At 64.6% G+C, this 16,389-nt stretch carries 18 protein-coding genes; 14 read left to right on the forward strand and 4 right to left on the reverse strand.

The window, feature by feature from the left end; all coding sequences use genetic code 11:
- The first annotated feature begins 94 nt into the window (after window positions 1-94).
- The 13 genes from argE to S4A8_RS00625 all read left to right on the forward strand — a co-directional run bounded on the left by argE (window position 95) and on the right by S4A8_RS00625 (window position 11,481).
- Window positions 95-1,270: an acetylornithine deacetylase gene (gene argE, locus S4A8_RS00565; RefSeq protein ID WP_353218610.1), complete on the forward strand. Its 1,176-nt coding sequence runs from the start codon at window positions 95-97 to the stop codon at window positions 1,268-1,270.
- A gap of 24 nt (window positions 1,271-1,294) precedes the next feature.
- Window positions 1,295-2,665: an amino-acid N-acetyltransferase gene (gene argA / locus S4A8_RS00570; RefSeq protein ID WP_353218611.1), complete on the forward strand. Its 1,371-nt coding sequence runs from the start codon at window positions 1,295-1,297 to the stop codon at window positions 2,663-2,665.
- Entirely contained in the window at window positions 2,662-3,405 is a 744-nt protein-coding gene (locus S4A8_RS00575) for a 16S rRNA (uracil(1498)-N(3))-methyltransferase (protein WP_353218612.1), read from the forward strand. Before argA ends, S4A8_RS00575 begins: the two co-directional genes overlap by 4 nt.
- 533 nt (window positions 3,406-3,938) lie before the next feature.
- Complete coding sequence (locus S4A8_RS00580) at window positions 3,939-4,466, forward strand: TetR/AcrR family transcriptional regulator (protein WP_353218613.1); 528 nt, start codon at window positions 3,939-3,941, stop codon at window positions 4,464-4,466.
- The gene (locus tag S4A8_RS00585; RefSeq protein ID WP_353218614.1) at window positions 4,463-5,596 is read left to right on the forward strand and encodes an MFS transporter; all 1,134 of its coding nucleotides are present in this window, start codon (window positions 4,463-4,465) and stop codon (window positions 5,594-5,596) included. The genes S4A8_RS00580 and S4A8_RS00585 overlap by 4 nt, the downstream gene beginning before the upstream one ends.
- A 181-nt stretch (window positions 5,597-5,777) precedes the next feature.
- Window positions 5,778-6,326 carry an NERD domain-containing protein gene (locus S4A8_RS00590; protein WP_353218615.1) on the forward strand — a complete coding sequence of 183 codons (549 nt, stop codon included), beginning with the start codon at window positions 5,778-5,780 and terminating at the stop codon, window positions 6,324-6,326.
- 429 nt (window positions 6,327-6,755) lie between these two features.
- Window positions 6,756-7,706 carry a glutathione synthase gene (gene gshB / locus S4A8_RS00595; RefSeq protein WP_353218616.1) on the forward strand — a complete coding sequence of 317 codons (951 nt, stop codon included), beginning with the start codon at window positions 6,756-6,758 and terminating at the stop codon, window positions 7,704-7,706.
- 7 nt (window positions 7,707-7,713) lie between these two features.
- Window positions 7,714-8,457 carry a TonB family protein gene (locus tag S4A8_RS00600; protein ID WP_353218617.1) on the forward strand — a complete coding sequence of 248 codons (744 nt, stop codon included), beginning with the start codon at window positions 7,714-7,716 and terminating at the stop codon, window positions 8,455-8,457.
- A 54-nt stretch (window positions 8,458-8,511) separates the two neighbouring features.
- On the forward strand, window positions 8,512-9,066 hold the full coding sequence (locus S4A8_RS00605; protein ID WP_353218618.1) for a YqgE/AlgH family protein: 555 nt from the start codon (window positions 8,512-8,514) through the stop codon (window positions 9,064-9,066).
- 11 nt (window positions 9,067-9,077) lie between these two features.
- Window positions 9,078-9,527 (forward strand): Holliday junction resolvase RuvX, encoded by a 450-nt coding sequence (ruvX, locus tag S4A8_RS00610; RefSeq protein WP_353177132.1) that lies wholly within the window; start codon window positions 9,078-9,080, stop codon window positions 9,525-9,527.
- A 42-nt stretch (window positions 9,528-9,569) separates the two neighbouring features.
- Complete coding sequence (gene pyrR, locus S4A8_RS00615; RefSeq protein WP_353218619.1) at window positions 9,570-10,082, forward strand: bifunctional pyr operon transcriptional regulator/uracil phosphoribosyltransferase PyrR; 513 nt, start codon at window positions 9,570-9,572, stop codon at window positions 10,080-10,082.
- Window positions 10,079-10,522 carry an ACT domain-containing protein gene (locus tag S4A8_RS00620; protein WP_353218620.1) on the forward strand — a complete coding sequence of 148 codons (444 nt, stop codon included), beginning with the start codon at window positions 10,079-10,081 and terminating at the stop codon, window positions 10,520-10,522. The genes pyrR and S4A8_RS00620 overlap by 4 nt, the downstream gene beginning before the upstream one ends.
- On the forward strand, window positions 10,519-11,481 hold the full coding sequence (locus S4A8_RS00625) for an aspartate carbamoyltransferase catalytic subunit (protein ID WP_353177127.1): 963 nt from the start codon (window positions 10,519-10,521) through the stop codon (window positions 11,479-11,481). Before S4A8_RS00620 ends, S4A8_RS00625 begins: the two co-directional genes overlap by 4 nt.
- A 5-nt stretch (window positions 11,482-11,486) precedes the next feature.
- Here S4A8_RS00625 and S4A8_RS00630 read toward each other — a convergent pair whose 3' ends face one another.
- On the reverse strand, window positions 11,487-12,869 hold the full coding sequence (locus tag S4A8_RS00630; RefSeq protein ID WP_353218621.1) for an aminotransferase-like domain-containing protein: 1,383 nt from the start codon (window positions 12,867-12,869) through the stop codon (window positions 11,487-11,489).
- 124 nt (window positions 12,870-12,993) lie between these two features.
- On the opposite strand from S4A8_RS00630, the gene S4A8_RS00635 reads away from it, so the two are divergent.
- On the forward strand, window positions 12,994-13,599 hold the full coding sequence (locus S4A8_RS00635; protein ID WP_353218622.1) for a LysE family translocator: 606 nt from the start codon (window positions 12,994-12,996) through the stop codon (window positions 13,597-13,599).
- A gap of 22 nt (window positions 13,600-13,621) precedes the next feature.
- Here the strand turns inward: S4A8_RS00635 and S4A8_RS00640 are convergent, their stop codons facing one another.
- From S4A8_RS00640 to S4A8_RS00650, 3 genes are all read right to left on the reverse strand, one after another.
- Complete coding sequence (locus tag S4A8_RS00640) at window positions 13,622-14,716, reverse strand: succinylglutamate desuccinylase/aspartoacylase family protein (protein WP_353177124.1); 1,095 nt, start codon at window positions 14,714-14,716, stop codon at window positions 13,622-13,624.
- 100 nt (window positions 14,717-14,816) lie between these two features.
- Complete coding sequence (rimK, locus tag S4A8_RS00645) at window positions 14,817-15,722, reverse strand: 30S ribosomal protein S6--L-glutamate ligase (protein ID WP_353177122.1); 906 nt, start codon at window positions 15,720-15,722, stop codon at window positions 14,817-14,819.
- 5 nt (window positions 15,723-15,727) lie between these two features.
- Window positions 15,728-16,216, reverse strand: coding sequence for an ATP-dependent zinc protease family protein (locus S4A8_RS00650; RefSeq protein WP_353177121.1), 489 nt, complete (start codon window positions 16,214-16,216; stop codon window positions 15,728-15,730).
- Between the last annotated feature and the right edge of the window lie 173 nt (window positions 16,217-16,389).

Genomic DNA, 16,389 nt, shown 5'->3' on the forward strand with positions numbered 1-16,389 from the left:
ACGCGACTCACCATGACCGGGTTTCGGCGCCCGGTATACCATGGTTATTCCGATACCCGGCAAGCCGGGCCGACCTCGACGCTCGCTATCGCATATGACAACACTGGACTGGCAAGACACCCTCGAAACCCTGATCCGTCATCGCACCATCAGTAGCGGTGATCCGGCATGGGACTGCGGCAACCGTGTCGCCGTCGAAGACCTGGCCGATCGACTCGAACAGGCCGGTTTCGATTGCCAGGTCATGCCGATGCCCGAGCGCGACGACAAGGTCAACCTGATCGCACGCCTGGGCCCGGCCGAGCAGGCCAGCGAAAACGGGCTGGTGTTCGCGGGTCATATCGATACCGTGCCTTTCGACGATAACGGCTGGGAAACCGATCCCTTTAGTCTCACCGAACGCGACGGCAAGCTCTACGGTCTGGGCAGCTGCGACATGAAGGGTTTCATCGCAATCGCCGCGGCCGTGGCCAGCGAATACGCGGCGCGCGATCTCGCCGCGCCCGTGAGCCTGCTGGTATCGGCCGACGAGGAATGCGGCATGGACGGCGCCCGTGCCCTGCTCGATGCCCACCGTGAACACGGGCAGCGCCCGGGGCGCTACTGCGTGATCGGCGAACCGACCAATCTGGTGCCTATTCGCCAGCACAAGGGCATTTTCATGGAAACGCTGGAAGTGCACGGCGCTTCCGGGCATTCCAGCAACCCGGCCCTGGGTGCGAACGCCATCGAGGGCATGTATCGCGCGCTGAGCGCCATTCGCGAACTGCGCGATGAACTGACCGAGCGCCAGCGCATCGCCGGTTTTCCCGTACCCCATGCCACGCTCAACCTGGGCGCGATTTCCGGCGGCGACAACGCCAACCGTATCCCCGCGCGCTGTCGGCTGGATATCGATCTGCGGTTTCTGCCCGGCATGACCGCCGAGCAGCTGCGCACCGAGCTACGCGAGCGCGTCGCGGCCGCGCTCGCGGACAGCGATTGTCGGGTGACATTCCGCGAGCTGTTTACCGGCACACCGGCTTTCGAAACGGCGGGCGATTCGCCGATCGTCAGCGCCTGCGAGGATTTGTCCGGCCACGGCGCAGCGGCCGTCGATTTCGGCACCGAAGGCTCGTTCTACAACGCCATGGGCATGGACAGCGTGGTGCTGGGCCCGGGCGATATCGCCCAGGCGCATCAGCCCAACGAATATCTGGCCCTGGAACGGGTCGCGCCGATGCAGCGTATCCTGCACGGGCTCATCGAGCGCTTCTGCCTCGCCCGCTAGCCGCGACATCCGCATAATACGCGGATGAACACGCCGCACACTGCCTCGAAGCCACACGCGCCCGCGCGCGACGACGAACCGCGCCACGCCGACATGGTCGCCTCGCTGCGCGCGAGCGCGCCCTATGTGCATGCCCATCGCGGGCGTACCTTCGTGATCCATGTGCCCGGCGAAGCCGCAGCCTCGCCTGCGTTTACCGATCTGATCTACGACATCGCCCTGCTGGCAAGCCTGGGCGTACGGCTGGTGATCGTGTTCGGCGCACGCCCGCAAATCGATGCCGCCCTGGCCGATGCGGGGCTCGAAACCCATTTCGTCGACGGCGTGCGGGTAACCGACAGTGCAGCACTTGCCTGCGTGAAACGCGCGGTCGGCAGCCTGCAGATGGATATCGAAGCACTGCTATCCACCAGCCTGGCAAGCACGCCCATGGGCGGCGCCCGCATCGTGACCGCCAGCGGCAATCTGGTGACCGCACGGCCCGTGGGCATTGCCGGCGGTATCGATCATGGCCATACCGGCGAGGTCCGGCGTATCGACGTGGCCAGCATCAATGCGCATCTGGAGCGCGGCGCGATCGTGCTGATGTCCTGTGTGGGCTATTCGCCGTCCGGCGAGATCTTCAATCTTTATGCCGAGGAAGTGGCCACCGCCACCGCCACCGCGTTGTCGGCAGACAAGTTCGTGGTACTGCATCCCGGAGCCGCGCTGCACGAACGCTTTGCGGATACGCCGGCCGAGCTGGACACCTACGCCGCACGGCGCTTGCTCGCAGCCGAGTCCGCCCCATTGCAAAGTGCCGACCGGGCTCGGCTGCAGGCGGCCATCAACGCCTGCCAGGCCGGCGTGGCGCGCGCACATCTGGTGAGTTTCGATACCGACGGTGCGCTGCTGCGCGAGCTGTATTCGCGCGATGGCGCCGGCACCATGATCGCAGCCGATACCTACGACATCACCCGCACGGCCACGGCCGACGACCTGGGCGGCGTGCTGGCGCTTATCGAGCCGTTGGCCGAGGCGGGCATTCTGGTGGCACGTTCGCGCGAGCAGATCGAGCTGGATATCGAGCGCTATATCGTGCTCGAACGCGATGGCCTGATCACCGCCTGCTGCTCGCTCATGCCCTACGCAGACGAAGGCGTGGGCGAATTGGCCTGTGTGGCCGTACACCCGGATTATCGCGGCCAGGATCGGGCCGAACGGCTGCTCGTGGAAGTCGAACGCCGGGCACGTGCATCCGGGCTGACACGCATTTTCGTGCTCACGACCAAGACACCGCACTGGTTCGTCGAACACGGCTTTGCCCCGGCCGATCTGGATGCCCTGCCCCTGGCCAAGCGCGCGCTCTACAACTATCAGCGCAACTCCGCGGTGCTGATCAAGCGCCTGAAATGAGCCGGCGTGGTCATGTACCGCGGGTGTTCGTCGACACGCCGCTGGCCGTGGGCGGCACGCTCGACCCGGGTGACGACAAACGCCATCACCTGGCCACCGTGCTGCGGCTCGGCGTCGATGCCCCGGTCACGCTATTCAATGGGGATGGCCACGAATACGACGCCCGGATCGTAAAAGCCGAGCGCAAGCGCATGACGCTGGCGGTCGAGGCCCGGCATTCGCCGGAACGCGAATCGCCGCTGTCGATCACCCTCTATCAGGCGATCGCCCGCGGCGATCGTATGGACTTCGCCCTGGCCAAGGCGGTGGAGCTGGGCGTAACCGCCGTCCGCCCGGTCTTCACCGAACGCGGCAAGGTCAAGCTCGAAGGCGAGCGGCTGGCCAAGAAACAGGCGCACTGGCAGGCCGTGGTCGAATCCGCGGCCCAGCAAAGCGGGCGTCTGGTGTGTCCGCCGCTCGAAGCGGCCACCGCCCTGTCCAACTGTCTCGATCACGATACCGATCGTGTGCGGCTCATGCTGGCGCCGAGTGCCACCGGCGGCCTCAACGCGCTGACCCGGACCACACACATCAGCCTGCTCGTCGGCCCGGAATCCGGCCTGTCGGACACCGAGATCGACAACGCCACTGCCGCCGGCTGGCAGCCCATCACCCTGGGCCCGCGCGTGCTGCGTACTGAAACCGCGGGCATGGCGGCACTTGCCGCGCTGCAGTCGCTTTGGGGCGATCTGGCTGGCTAGGGAAGCTCTGCATCACCTCTCGCGGGTCGCGTTCGCCCTGAAAAGACTTTCGAGGTCACATGCGTTGCGACAAGGCGTCCAAGCGCAGCGCCTGCCTCATTGCCAGGCCAAGCCTGGCAACGCAGCCGCGGCGTCTGTGAGGCCGAACACCGCAGGGGCCGCCGGCTTTGCGCGCGCTTGATCGGCGTCAGTGTTCGCTACCGTGCAACTTGTTATTGGCTTGGGCGCGCTACGCTCTCACTTGACTGTCAATCGCGCGCAACGCACGCGGCGCGACCGCGACCGGTTGTGCAGAGCTTCCCTGGGCCGGCCCCGCACACTGACCGGCCGGGCAATGGCCCCGCACGCCACGCCCGCACCCCTGCCGCTTTTTCAGCATTCATTCGCGACCGGTACGGCCTGCGCCCGCGGTGGCCCAACCGACCTGCGTTGCCTTCCGGTCGGTCGGACATCCGCGGCCCGCGCCGGAGCGGATCTCGCAGCGACGGCCCACCCGGTTGACGCATGTAAAACGATCGTTTTACATTGAACGCATGGATATTGATCAACAGCTGCTGGCGGCTGCAGAACGCCTGTTCGATCGCAACGGTTTCAATGCCACCGGCATGGGCAAACTGGTTCGCGAAGCGCGGCTTTCGAGCCGAACCGTCTACAAGCATGCGGGCAACAAGAATGCGTTGATGGCGCAGGTACTGGCGGAACGCCACCGGCGTTTCTTCGAACACACCGACTTCAGCACGACCACCGCGCTGTTCGACTCGCTCGCCGAGTGGTTCGCCGAAGAAGGCATACGCGGCTGCCTGTTCTTCCGGGCCGAGGCCGAGACCGGCGGCGACATACCGGAGATCGCCGCCGAGGTCGCGGCCTACCATCAGCAGTTGACCGAGCGCATCGCCGATCTGGTCGTGCGCGAAACCGGCCAGGCGGATCCACAACTGGCTGATCAGGTCCTGGCCCTGTTCGAAGGGGCAACCACCGCTGCCACCTACCGTGGCGCGGCCGTAATCGAAGCCGCACGCACCTGTGCCTGTCAGCTGGTAAACGCACGGGCCCGGCCATGACGCCCGCGCTTCGTATCGGCGCGACCGGCTTCGGGCTGATCGCGGTCTGCTACGGCTTTGCCCGCTTTGCCTTCGGCCTGTTCCTGCCCCAGATCCGTAGCGACCTGGGGCTGTCTCCCACCCTGGCCGGCGTCATCTCCGGCGGCGCCTTTGCTGCCTACTGTGTCGCCATCATCGTCTCGGCCCGCTGCTCGGAGCGTTTCGGCGCGCGCGTCGTCGCGGTCGCCGCAGCGACCGTGGCTACGGCTGGGCTGGTCGGCATCGCGGTTTGTACATCACCGGTATGGCTGGCGGTATTCGTCATTCTTGCCGGCACCAGTACCGGCCTGGCCTCGCCGCCATTGGCCGACGCGGTGTCGTTTGCCGTGGCCCCGGCGCGTCGCGATCTCACCAACACCATCATCAACGCCGGCACCAGCGCGGGCGTGGCGCTGTCGGGGCCGTTCGCGCTGGGGCTCGGTGAGCAGTGGCGCCTCGTTTTCATGATTTTCGCTGCCACGGCCGCCGCGCTGGGCGTCGCCTCGTACCTGGCCTTGCCGGCCAGCGGCTCGAAAAACAGTCGTATCGACGGGCTGGGTATGCCGCCGTTGCACGCCAACCTGCTACGCCTGGTCGCAGCGTCGTTTCTCATGGGCGCCGCCAGCACCGCGCTCTGGTCATTTGGCGGCGAGATCGCGCAGGCACGGCTCGACTGGTCCACCCGACTGACCGGCATGCTCTGGATAGCGATCGGCGCGGCCGGCATCCTGGGTGCCGCGGCCGGCTGGCTGGTCGCGCGCCTGGGCATCAATACCGTACATCGATTGTTCCTGGTGGCGCTCGTGGCCAGCATCGCCATGACCGGGCTGGCGTTCACCACGCCCACCCTCATGCTCGTCGGCGGCGCGTTGTTCGGCGCGGCCTACGTGATGCTCACCGGCGTCTATCTCGTCTGGGGCACCACGACGCTACCCGATCGCCCTGGCACGGGCCTGATGATCGGATTTCTAACGATCGCCGTGGGCCAGACCGCGGGCGCACCCCTGTTCGGCGTACTGATGAGCCAGCTGTCGTTGCAGACGGCCGTGTGCGTTTTCGCCGGCCTGGGACTGGCGCCGGGCCTGTTCTGGTTTCGCACGGTAGCCCACTGATGGAAAGACGCCGACAATGCCGCTCGGAAGACGTCTTCAAGTCCATTCAATACGCCTATCGGACTGCCACAGAAATTTAATTTCTCAAGTTCTTCAGAAGCGCTTGCAAGCGCCGTAATATATGGCGTCGCAGCCCATTCGGCGGTCGCCGGATGTCGTTCATCAGCCTTAAGTAGTTGCCGTGAAAGCGCTGATTTCTCTCGAACTTTCTTTTCGTCGCGAATATGCGTCGGTCGTCGTGCGTCTGTCGCGTTGGCGCGCGGCACTCGCCTGGTGGTGGATGCTGCGCTCACGTCGCTATATCGTACTGCGCAATCTGGCCGTACAGACCCCGGGCGCGCTGATTCATCTCGGCCTGGTACTGGTGAGTACGCGCGGTCTGTTCATCATCGAACCGCTGGATGCCGGCATCGCCCACGACCTGGGTTCCACGGACTGGGCGCAGCGGCCCATGCCGGATGCGGCCAACGACGCCGATCCGGTCGAGCGCTGCGAACAGCAGGCCCAGGAACTGGCCGAATTGCTCGAGGAAAACCGCAGCTTCGTCAGCCCGGTGCTGGTAACGCTAAGCGATCTGCCGGCCGAACGTCCGGCCAATATGGTGCACGGCCCCGAGTTGGCCGAGTACATTCGCAGCTATCGGGTGGAAGTCTTTTCCGCGCGGCGCCTGCAGCAGATCGTCACCCAGCTGTCCGGGCAAACCCCGGCTCAACTGAAAACCGCTGCCTGAGCGAACGACCCGGCGTAGAGCGTCTGAAACGCCACGTCGAATCCGTCTGACTGGCTGCTGGTTAACTATCCATCAAGGCGCGCTTCGGGTAGTGCGTTATCTTTGAACGAAAGGCAGGAACCGCAGATTACGCAGATCAACGCAGATTGCGTGACAGGCCGCTTCACGCTACTTCCGCATGCAGGAAGCTTGGCGCGAGCGCGAGGGCCGAAAACACCCCCTTCTTAATCCCTTGAATCTGCGCAATCTGCGGTTGCCTTCAAGGAACGAAGCCATCCCGACCAGCCGCGGGCATGTGTTCGCAGAAAACGCGGCGACTCAAGGTTGCGTGGACGAAAGCCAGGCATGGCATGCCTGCGCTACCATGCGCGCTGATCGATAATCGTTGCGCGCGCCCCGCGCTCGCACTCTTTTTGCAGGAGCTGTGGCATGGCCACCCGTCTCGGCGTCGTGATGGACCCCATCGCGGATATCACCCCTTACAAGGACACCACCCTGGCATTGCTGCTCGAAGCCATGCGCCGCGAGTACGAAATCATCTATTTCGAGATGTCCGATCTGTTCGTGCGCGACGGCGTGGGCTACGGCACGGGCCGCCGCCTGGAAGTATTCGACGACAACGACGACTGGTATCGCTTTACCGGCGAGTCGGAGATTCTGGCCCTGGCCGATCTCGATACCATCCTCATGCGCAAGGATCCGCCGTTCGATACCGAATACATTTATGCCACCTATATTCTCGAACTCGCCGAGAATGAAGGCACGCTGGTGGTCAATCGCTGCGATGCGCTGCGCGATGTCAACGAAAAGATGTCGATCAACCGCTTCGCCCATCTGACCGCGCCCACGCTCGTGGCCCGGCGCAGCGACGATTTCAAGCGCTTCATCAAAGAACATGGCGATGCCGTGATCAAGCCGCTCGACGGCATGGGCGGCTCGCGCATCTTTCGGGTCAAGACCGGCGACGACAATATTTCCGTGGTCCTGGAAGTGCTCACCGAGCACGGCACGCGCTATGCCATGGCCCAGGCCTATCTGCCGGCGATCAAGGAAGGCGACAAGCGCATTCTGGTGGTCGATGGCGTGCCGATCGACTATGCGCTGGCGCGCGTACCGGCCGAGGGCGAGCTGCGCGGCAACCTGGCCGCCGGTGGGCGCGGCGTGGGCCGGCCGCTCACCGATAGCGATCGCGCGATTGCCGAGGAAATCGGCCCCTACGTCCGCGACAAGGGACTGCTGTTCGTCGGCCTGGATGTGATCGGCGACAAGCTCACCGAAATCAATGTCACCAGCCCGACCTGCGTACGCGAGCTGGACAAGCAGTTCGGCATCAACATCGCCGGCAAACTGTTCGACGCGATCGAGCGGCGGCTGACCTAAAGCGGCGATGTCCAGCGTTCGTGCGCGTTTTTGTTTCTGCCTGGCGATCGCGCTGATCGTGCACGCGCTGCTGCTGGGCTGGTCGAATGAATCCGACCCGTCCAGGGCCAACGACGCCCGCCTGCTGTCGGCCACGCGCACCGTGGCCGACGCCGCCGACACGGCCCCGGACACCGCGATACGCGCCACACGCAATCAGCAAGGCGCGGATGAGCGCTCGCAACAGGCCATTGCCGCCAACCCGACCATGCCCCGGCCACAGCCCACACGCGCGCAGCCGGCCGGCGCGAGCACGGTCACGCGCTTCGTGATGGTCGCCGAACCCAAGGTCAAGGCAAGCGAACAGACGCCGCAACCGCCCAGCCCGCCGATCGAGATCCTCGAGCAACCGCAGCCCGCAAAAATCTCGGCGGCCGCCGAAGACGCACGGGCCGAATATCTCGCCAGCTGGCAACAGCGCATCGAAGCGCGCGGCAGCCGGCGTTATCCGAGCGCGTTGCTGGACGCCGCCCATCCGCGCCGGCTGACCATGGCGGTTCGCGTGCGCGCAGACGGCACCCTGCTGGCCGTGCGCGTACTGCGCTCCTCGGGCAACGACGCGCTCGACAACGCCGCACTGGCGATCGTACGCTCCGCCGCGCCCTACCCGCCGTTCGCCGATGCGCTGGCCTCTCTGACCGACGAGTTGAGTTTTGCCTACGACTGGCTGTTCGAACCCGGTAGCGCGGGCGAAATCGGCGGCAACAACTGACTGCCGGCGCGCACCCATTTGCCCGTATGCAAGCCGTCGGCGGATAATACGGCCATGACAGAGGGAATTTTTCGCAACCAGTTCCTGCTCGCCATGCCGGGCCGTGTCGGCGGCGATTTCGCCGACAGCGTGACCTTTATCGCCGAACACAACGAGGACGGCGCCATGGGGCTCGTGATCAACAAACCGGGGGATCTGTCCGTACGCGACATGCTCGCGCATATGGATATCGAGGCGCATGTGCCGGCCGAGCAGCCGGTGTTCTGGGGCGGGCCGGTTCAAACCGAGCGCGGCTTCGTGCTCCATCGCGACGAGGGGCGCTGGGAATCCACGCTCAAGATCGCCGGCGGGCTCGCGCTCACGACCTCGCGCGATGTGCTGGAGGCCGTCGGCAACGGCTTCGGCCCCAGTGACTATCTGATCACACTCGGCTATGCCGGCTGGGGCGAAGGCCAGCTCGAAGACGAAATGCTGGCCAACAGCTGGCTGAATACGCCGGCCAGCGACGAGATCATCTTCTCGACGCCGGTCGAAAGCCGCTGGTCCGCGGCCGCACGCCTGCTGGGCGTTGAAGCCCATCAGCTGTCGGCACTGATCGGTCATGCCTAGGAAGTACATGTATGGCCGGTGATGCCAATGTGCTGCTGGGCTTCGATTTCGGCACCAAGCGAATCGGCGTGGCCGTGGGCAATGCGATTACTGGCAACGCCCAGGCGCTGACTACCCTGCACCACAGCAATGCCGGCAACGCCCCGGACTGGCCGGCACTGACCCGAATCGTGGCGGAATGGCGCCCGGGCGCGCTGGTGGTCGGGCTACCGCTGGCCAACGATGGCTCCAGCCAGCCGATGACCGAAAACGCCCAGCGCTTCATGCGTCAGCTCGGCGAGCATTTCGATATCCCGGTGCACGCCATGGACGAACGCTTTTCCACGATTGAAGCCATGGAACGCCTGCGCACCGCACGCGCCAGCGGTAGCCGCGGCAAACGCCTGGCCAAGGGCGATTCCGATTCGATGGCAGCCCAGGTCATTCTCGAAGGCTGGCTCGCCAACGCCGGTGCTTCGTAATGCAGTCGTTTTTGTCCGCCATTCGCCAACCCGAGCCATGCCATGACGCCCGCTGATCCGAACCCGCCCCAGACCTTCGATGTCGATGCTGCGCTCGCCGCGCTCGAATCGGCCCTGGCGCCGCTCATCGCCGCCGACCCCGAGGCCGTGATGGTTGGCGTGGAAACCGGGGGCGCCTGGATTGCCGAACGCCTGCATGCCCATTTCGGTCTGGCCGCGCCACTGGGTACGCTCAATATCAGCTTCTACCGTGACGATTTTTCCACCATCGGCCTGCACCCGAGTGTGGGCCCGTCGCGCATTGATGCCGATATCGACGGCAAGACCGTGATTCTCGTCGACGACGTGCTCTATACCGGGCGTACCGTGCGCGCCGCGCTCAACGAGCTGTTCGACTACGGCCGACCGGCCGCGGTCAAGCTGGCGGTGCTGGTGGATCGCGGTGCCCGCGAACTGCCCTTCGCCCCGGATGCCGTGGGGCTGCAGCTGGATATCGCCCGCGGCGAACGCATCAAACTCACCGGCCCCGAGCCGCTGCGCCTGATCATGCAGTGAGCCCGCCCCCGGCCCGCAGCGACGACGGCATACAGGATCTCGCCGTATTGCTGCGTGATCTGCGCGCCGAACGCCAGGCAGGCATTTATCGCTTCGCACGCATCGATCATGTCGACGCGATCGATTTGGATCGGCTCGTGTGCCTGATGCACGAGCCCGAGGGCCTTTCGATCGTGGCCCGCGAAAGCGAACTGCCCGCCGGCGCGCGCGCTGCCGAGCCGCCTTGCTGCTGGATTACGCTGCAGGTGCATTCATCACTCGCCGCGGTCGGGCTGACCGCCGCGGTGGCCAGCGCGCTGGCCCAGGCGAACATCGCCTGCAACGTGGTGGCCGGTACATGCCACGATCATCTGTTCGTGCCGGTGAACCAGGCCGACGCGGCGATGGCCGTGTTGAAGGCCCTGCAAAACCGATCCGACGACTACGGAACGACCCCATGACCGACGATATTCAGCTCGACCGCGACGGCGGTCTACGACATCTGATCACCACGCAAGGCCTGCCCCGTACGCTGGTCGAGCAGATTCTGGATACAGCGGAAACCTTCGTGCCCGAGCCCGGCACACCGCCCAAGAAAGTGCCGCTGCTGCGCGGCAAGACCGTATTCAATCTGTTCTTCGAAAATTCCACCCGTACACGCACCACCTTCGAGCTCGCCGCCAAGCGTCTGTCTGCCGACGTAATCAACATGGATGTGGCGCATTCCTCGCGCGCCAAGGGCGAAGACGATCTCGACACGCTCTACACACTGCAGGCCATGGGCGCGGACATCTTCGCCATCCGGCACCCGGAAAACGGTGCAGCGGCGCGCTTTGCCGCCCATGCGGCCGACAACGTCGCCATCATCAACGCCGGTGATGGCAGTCATGCCCATCCCACCCAGGCATTGCTGGATGTCTTCACTATTCGCCGCCACCGCCCGGATTTCGACAATCTGCGCGTGGCGATTGTGGGCGATGTGCGCCACTCGCGGGTCGCGCATTCGACCATCCATGCACTGCGTACGCTCGGCACCACCGATATTCGCGTGATCGGGCCGGATCGGTTTCTGCCCGACGACGCCGAGCGTCTCGGCGTACGGACCAGCGGCGATATCGCCCAGGGCCTGAGCGATGCCGATATCGTCATGGGCCTGCGTATTCAACGCGAACGCATCGACGGCGACGCGCTCGAGGGCGTGGATGACTATCACCAGCGTTTCGGCCTGACCGCCGCCAATCTCGCCCATGCAAAGCCCGATGCGCTGGTCATGCACCCGGGCCCGATCAATCGCGGCGTGGAGATCAATGCCGAGATCGCCTATGGCGATCAGTCGGTCATTCTCGAACAGGTGCGTAACGGTATCGCCATTCGCATGGCGGTGATGGCCATCATCGCCGGCAATCGCAACGCGCGTTAACAAAGCTAAAGTGTTTCCCAGAGCGCCGGGCCGGGCGCCTCGAGGCTGTCGCGAATCACACCCAGGGCGCGCCCGAGTGCTACGCGATCGGATGCCGCGCTGATACACACACGCACGGCCTGCGGTGCGGGTTCGCTGCCGACACAGAACGGCTCGGCCGGGGTGACCCGCACGCCGCGCTCGGCGAGTTGTTCGACGAACGGCCCGGCACGGCGCCCGGGTGGCAATCGCAGCCAAATGTAGAAACCGTCGGCCTGGGCGCTGTAGTCGTAGCCCGCCAGATAGTCCTTCACCAGCGCATGGCGTGCCGCCATTTCTTCGCATTGCCAGGCCAGTAACCGGTCGGCATCGCCGCTTTCGATCCAGGCACACACGAGACTGGCAATCAGTGGCGGCGGCATCCAGCTTTGATTGCGCAGTACCGCGGCCACCTGCGTACGTAACGACGCCGGCACTCGGATCGCACCCGAGCGCATGCCCCCACCCAGGATCTTGGCGACCGAAAACAGATAGAGCGTGCGTTCAGGGGCCAGCCGATACAACGGCGTACCACGCTCGCCAATGTACTGCACGCCGTCTTCGATCAGCCAGAAGTCACGTTCGCGCGCGAGTGCGGCCAGCGCATGCCGGCGCGATTCGGACAATGCCGCGGTGGAGGGGTTCTGGTGCTCGGTCATGACATAGAGCGCGCCAAACGGCTGGCGTTCGTGGCGCATTGCCAGGGCGTCGATATCGATACCCTCGCCGTCGTGTTCGATGCCGACCGTGCGAATACCCAGCTGCTGGGCGACGCTGATGACCCCGGGATAGGTCAGCGTCTCGGCCGCCAGCCGTTGCCCGGGCGAAAGCAGAGCCGACAGGCTTACGAAGATGCCGTTCATGCCGCCCTGATCGATGAGCAATTCATCGGCGCTCATCGGCAGGCCCAGGCGCGTGAGCCACTCGGCATAGATTCGACGATGCCGATCCAGCCCACCCTCGGGCTGATAATCCATGGCATGAACGAGCGCACTACGGTCGCGCTGAATCGCACCCATGGCACGGGCCAGCCCATCAGCACGCGCCGCGCAGGGCGGCGGCAATGACAAGGACAAATCCACCTGGGCGGAAGCCTCGGCAGGGCTGACGTGGCTGAATGCTTCGGTCGTCGGGCCACGCACATAGGTACCGCTGCCGACCCGCGCCTCGACCCAGCCGCGACGCTCGAGCTCGGCATAGGCGCGGGTGATCGTGCCCGTGGTCACGCCCAGCGCATGGCCCAGGCGACGCTGGGGCGGCAGTTTCTCCTGCTCGCCGAGCTCGCCCGACTCGATCGCGGCGACGACCGCCTCAACCAGCTGGCGGTAGCGCGGCCCCGACCCTGACAGTTGTGGCACCCAGATTGTCATGGTGACAATAAAAACATTGACGGTGAAAAATCGATATTTAGAGTAACGAAAACCGGAACATTAAAAGCTTACCCGTAAAATTGAACCCGTACAATTCATTCGCTCACCGATCGCCCGAGACGCCATGATCTCCGCCAGCTGGTTACTTTCGGTCACCCTGTTCAGCGTGGCCATGTCGGGTACGCCCGGCCCCAACAACATCATGCTGACGGCCTCCGGCGCGCGTTTCGGTTATCGCCGCACATTGCCGCATATGGTGGGTATTCTCGGCGGTTGTGTGCTGCTGTTCATGGCCACCGCCCTGGGGCTGGGCGCGATATTCGAGCGCTACGAAAGTGTGCAATGGGGGCTGCGCCTGGCGGGCAGCGCCTATCTGCTGTATCTGGCCTGGCGTATTGCCACTGCGCCGCCGCCCGCGCTGGCCGACGCCGACACCGCACGCCCGCTGACGATCTGGGAAGCTGCCGCATTCCAGTTTGCCAACCCCAAGGCCTGGATCATGGGGCTGACGCTGACCGCCTCTTTCCTGCCGAATGACGGCCCGCTACTGCTCAACGCGTTGGCTTTGGCGATCTTCATGGAGATCGTGGCCTTTCCCTGTATCTCGTTCTGGGCCTTGTTCGGCCGGACGCTGGGCACGCGGCTACGCTCGGCCCGGGCATGGCGCGTGTTCAATGCCGTGATGGGCGCTTTGACCGCCGCCTGCGTGGTACTGATCTTTAGCGACTGAGCCGTCCCGCACCGGCGGGCGGCTACACGATGGGTGGCTCGCCGGATTCGCCGCGGTCGTCGAAATCGTCCGGTTCGTTGTCAGATTGATAGGCTTCAACCCGACTGGCTAGCTTCTGGGCGCCTTTCACCCGGGCGACGTGGTAGAGCGCATCGCCGGCGTGGGCCAGCGGCAGATAGGAACGCCCGATCACGATACCGGGATGCTCCGAGGTCACCGCGACCTCGGTTTCGCCGAACGGGTCGGCGATATAGGCCAGCACCTGATCCTTGCTCACATATTCGCCAAGCTCGACCAGCGAACGCAGAATGCCGGACTCGGGCGCGCGCTCCCAGTTGGAGTCGAGCGCGACCACCGACTTGTGCGGCGCGCGCTTGCCGCGCATGGGCAGCATCTTGAGTTCGCGCATCACCCCGGAGATGCCGCGCACGCCCGCGCGAATGGAAAACTCGTCGAAGCGCAAAGCCTCGCCGGCCTCGTAGAGCAACAGCGGTACGCCCTTTTCATTGGCGTGTTCGCGCAACGAGCCTTCGCGCAGGCTGGCATCGATGAGCAACGGGCAGCCAAACGCCTCGGCGAGCCGGCGGGTTTCGTCGTTGGATAGATCCGCCCGGATCTGGGGCAGGTTCGCGCGATGAATCGCACCGGTATGCAAATCGATCCCGTAATCGGCCTTGGCCAGGATTTCGTCGACGAAAACCTTGGCCAGGCGCGAGGCTACCGAGCCCTTCGAGGTGCCGGGAAACGAACGATTCAGATCGCGCCGATCCGGCAGGTAGCGCGAATGGCGCAGAAAGCCGTGGACGTTGACGATCGGCACGGCAATGAGCGTACCGCGCATCTGCTTGAGCCCGCGCAGTTTGAGCAGCCGGCGGATGATCTCCACGCCGTTGAGCTCGTCGCCATGCACCGCCGCCGAGACGAACAGCGTCGGCCCGGGCCGGCGCCCGCGGATGACGTTGACCGGCATGGTGAGTTTGGCGTGGGTATACAGATCGGTAACCGGCAGATCGATGCTCGTGCGCGTACCGGCTTCGATGGTCTGCCCACCGATTTGCAGCGGCTTGAAGGACGGGTACTCATCGGCGCGACTGGACTTGTGATCGGTATCGCTCATACGCGGGCTCGATTCCAAATGACTGATGCAACTCAAAGAAAAACGGCAGCGCCAAAGACGCTGCCGTTTTGCAGTATAGCGGCTTGCTCGGCGCTAGCGCTCAACCACCGCCACGCGTGCGCGTTTTACCACGTTTGGAGTAGCTCTCGATAAAGCCGATGATCTGGCCGGCCACGTCCTTGCCGGTAGCGGTTTCGATACCTTCCAGGCCCGGCGAGGAATTGACTTCCATGACCACCGGCCCGTGATTGGAACGCAGCAGATCCACACCGGCGACATTCAGACCCATGATCTTGGCCGCGCGCACGGCGGTCGAGCGCTCTTCGGGCGTGATCTTGATAACCGAGGCCGAGCCGCCGCGATGCAGGTTGGAACGGAACTCGCCTTCCCGGCCCTGGCGCTTCATCGACGCCACGACCTTGTCGCCGATCACGAAGCAGCGGATATCCGCGCCCTTGGCTTCCTTGACGAACTCCTGCACCAGAAAGTGCGCATCCAGGCCACGAAAGGCATCGATCACCGACTCGGCCGCGCCGCGGGTTTCGGTGAGCACCACACCCTTGCCCTGGGTGCCTTCGGTGAGCTTGATGACGTACTGGTTGCCACCCACAAGCTCGAGCAGATCGTCGGTATCGTCCGGCGAATGGGCAAACCCGGTCACCGGCAGGCCGATGCCCTTGCGCGAAAGCAGCTGCATGGAGCGCAGCTTGTCGCGCGAGCGCGAGATGGCCACCGATTCGTTGAGCGGATAGACGCCGATCATCTCGAACTGGCGCAGCACGGCCGTGGCGTAGAACGTGATCGAGGCGCCGATACGCGGAATGATGGCATCGAAGCCTTCGAGCTTCTTGCCCTTGTAATGAATTTCGGGCGCGTGCGGCACGATGTTCATATAGCAGCGCAACGGATCGATCACGGTCATTTCATGGCCGCGTGACTTGCCGGCCTCGACCATGCGACGCGTGGAATACAGATTGCGGTTACGCGACAGAATTGCGATTTGCATAGCGATCAGGCCTCAGGCGGGCGGCCGGTGAGAAAGGAAGCGAGCGGGTCGACGCGAAGACAGCGCATGGCGGTTCGGCCGAGCAGCATGCGGAATAACATTGTATCGCGCGCGGTCAATGTAATCTCGATCGGCCATTCGCGTTGCGCCATGCGCACCGGCGTTTCGATCACGAAACGCCATTCCTGATGGCCGCCGGAGTCGCGCACGCTGCGCTCATCCACCACCGGCGCCTGGCACCAGGTGATGGTGTCGTTATCGCGCTGAAACGGATGCACGCCAAAACGCGCAACCTTGGCGCCGTGCTCGTGCTCGACATCGAGCTGAAAGGTATGCAGCGCCGAGGTCCGCGCGCCGGTATCGATCTTGGCCTTGATCCAGTCGATACCCAGCGCGGGCAGGCTGACCCATTCGCGCCAGCCGATCACCGCCGGATTGGCCGGGTCGGGTACGCCCTGCGAAGACGCCGCGCTAGCGGGCGATTGCGAACTCATCCACCATCCAGTTAGACAAACAAGTCCAATCCTCGCCGCAATACACCACCCGTGGCAAGACGAGTGCCACGGCCATGCCGCAAAAAATGGGCCTGGAAAGCGCTGCATAACCTCTCGCGGATCGCGTTCGAGCCCTCACAGAGGCGCGGCAAGGCGTCCAAGCGCAGCGCCTG

Source organism: Salinisphaera sp. S4-8 (assembly GCF_040361235.1).
Classification (GTDB): domain Bacteria; phylum Pseudomonadota; class Gammaproteobacteria; order Nevskiales; family Salinisphaeraceae; genus Salinisphaera.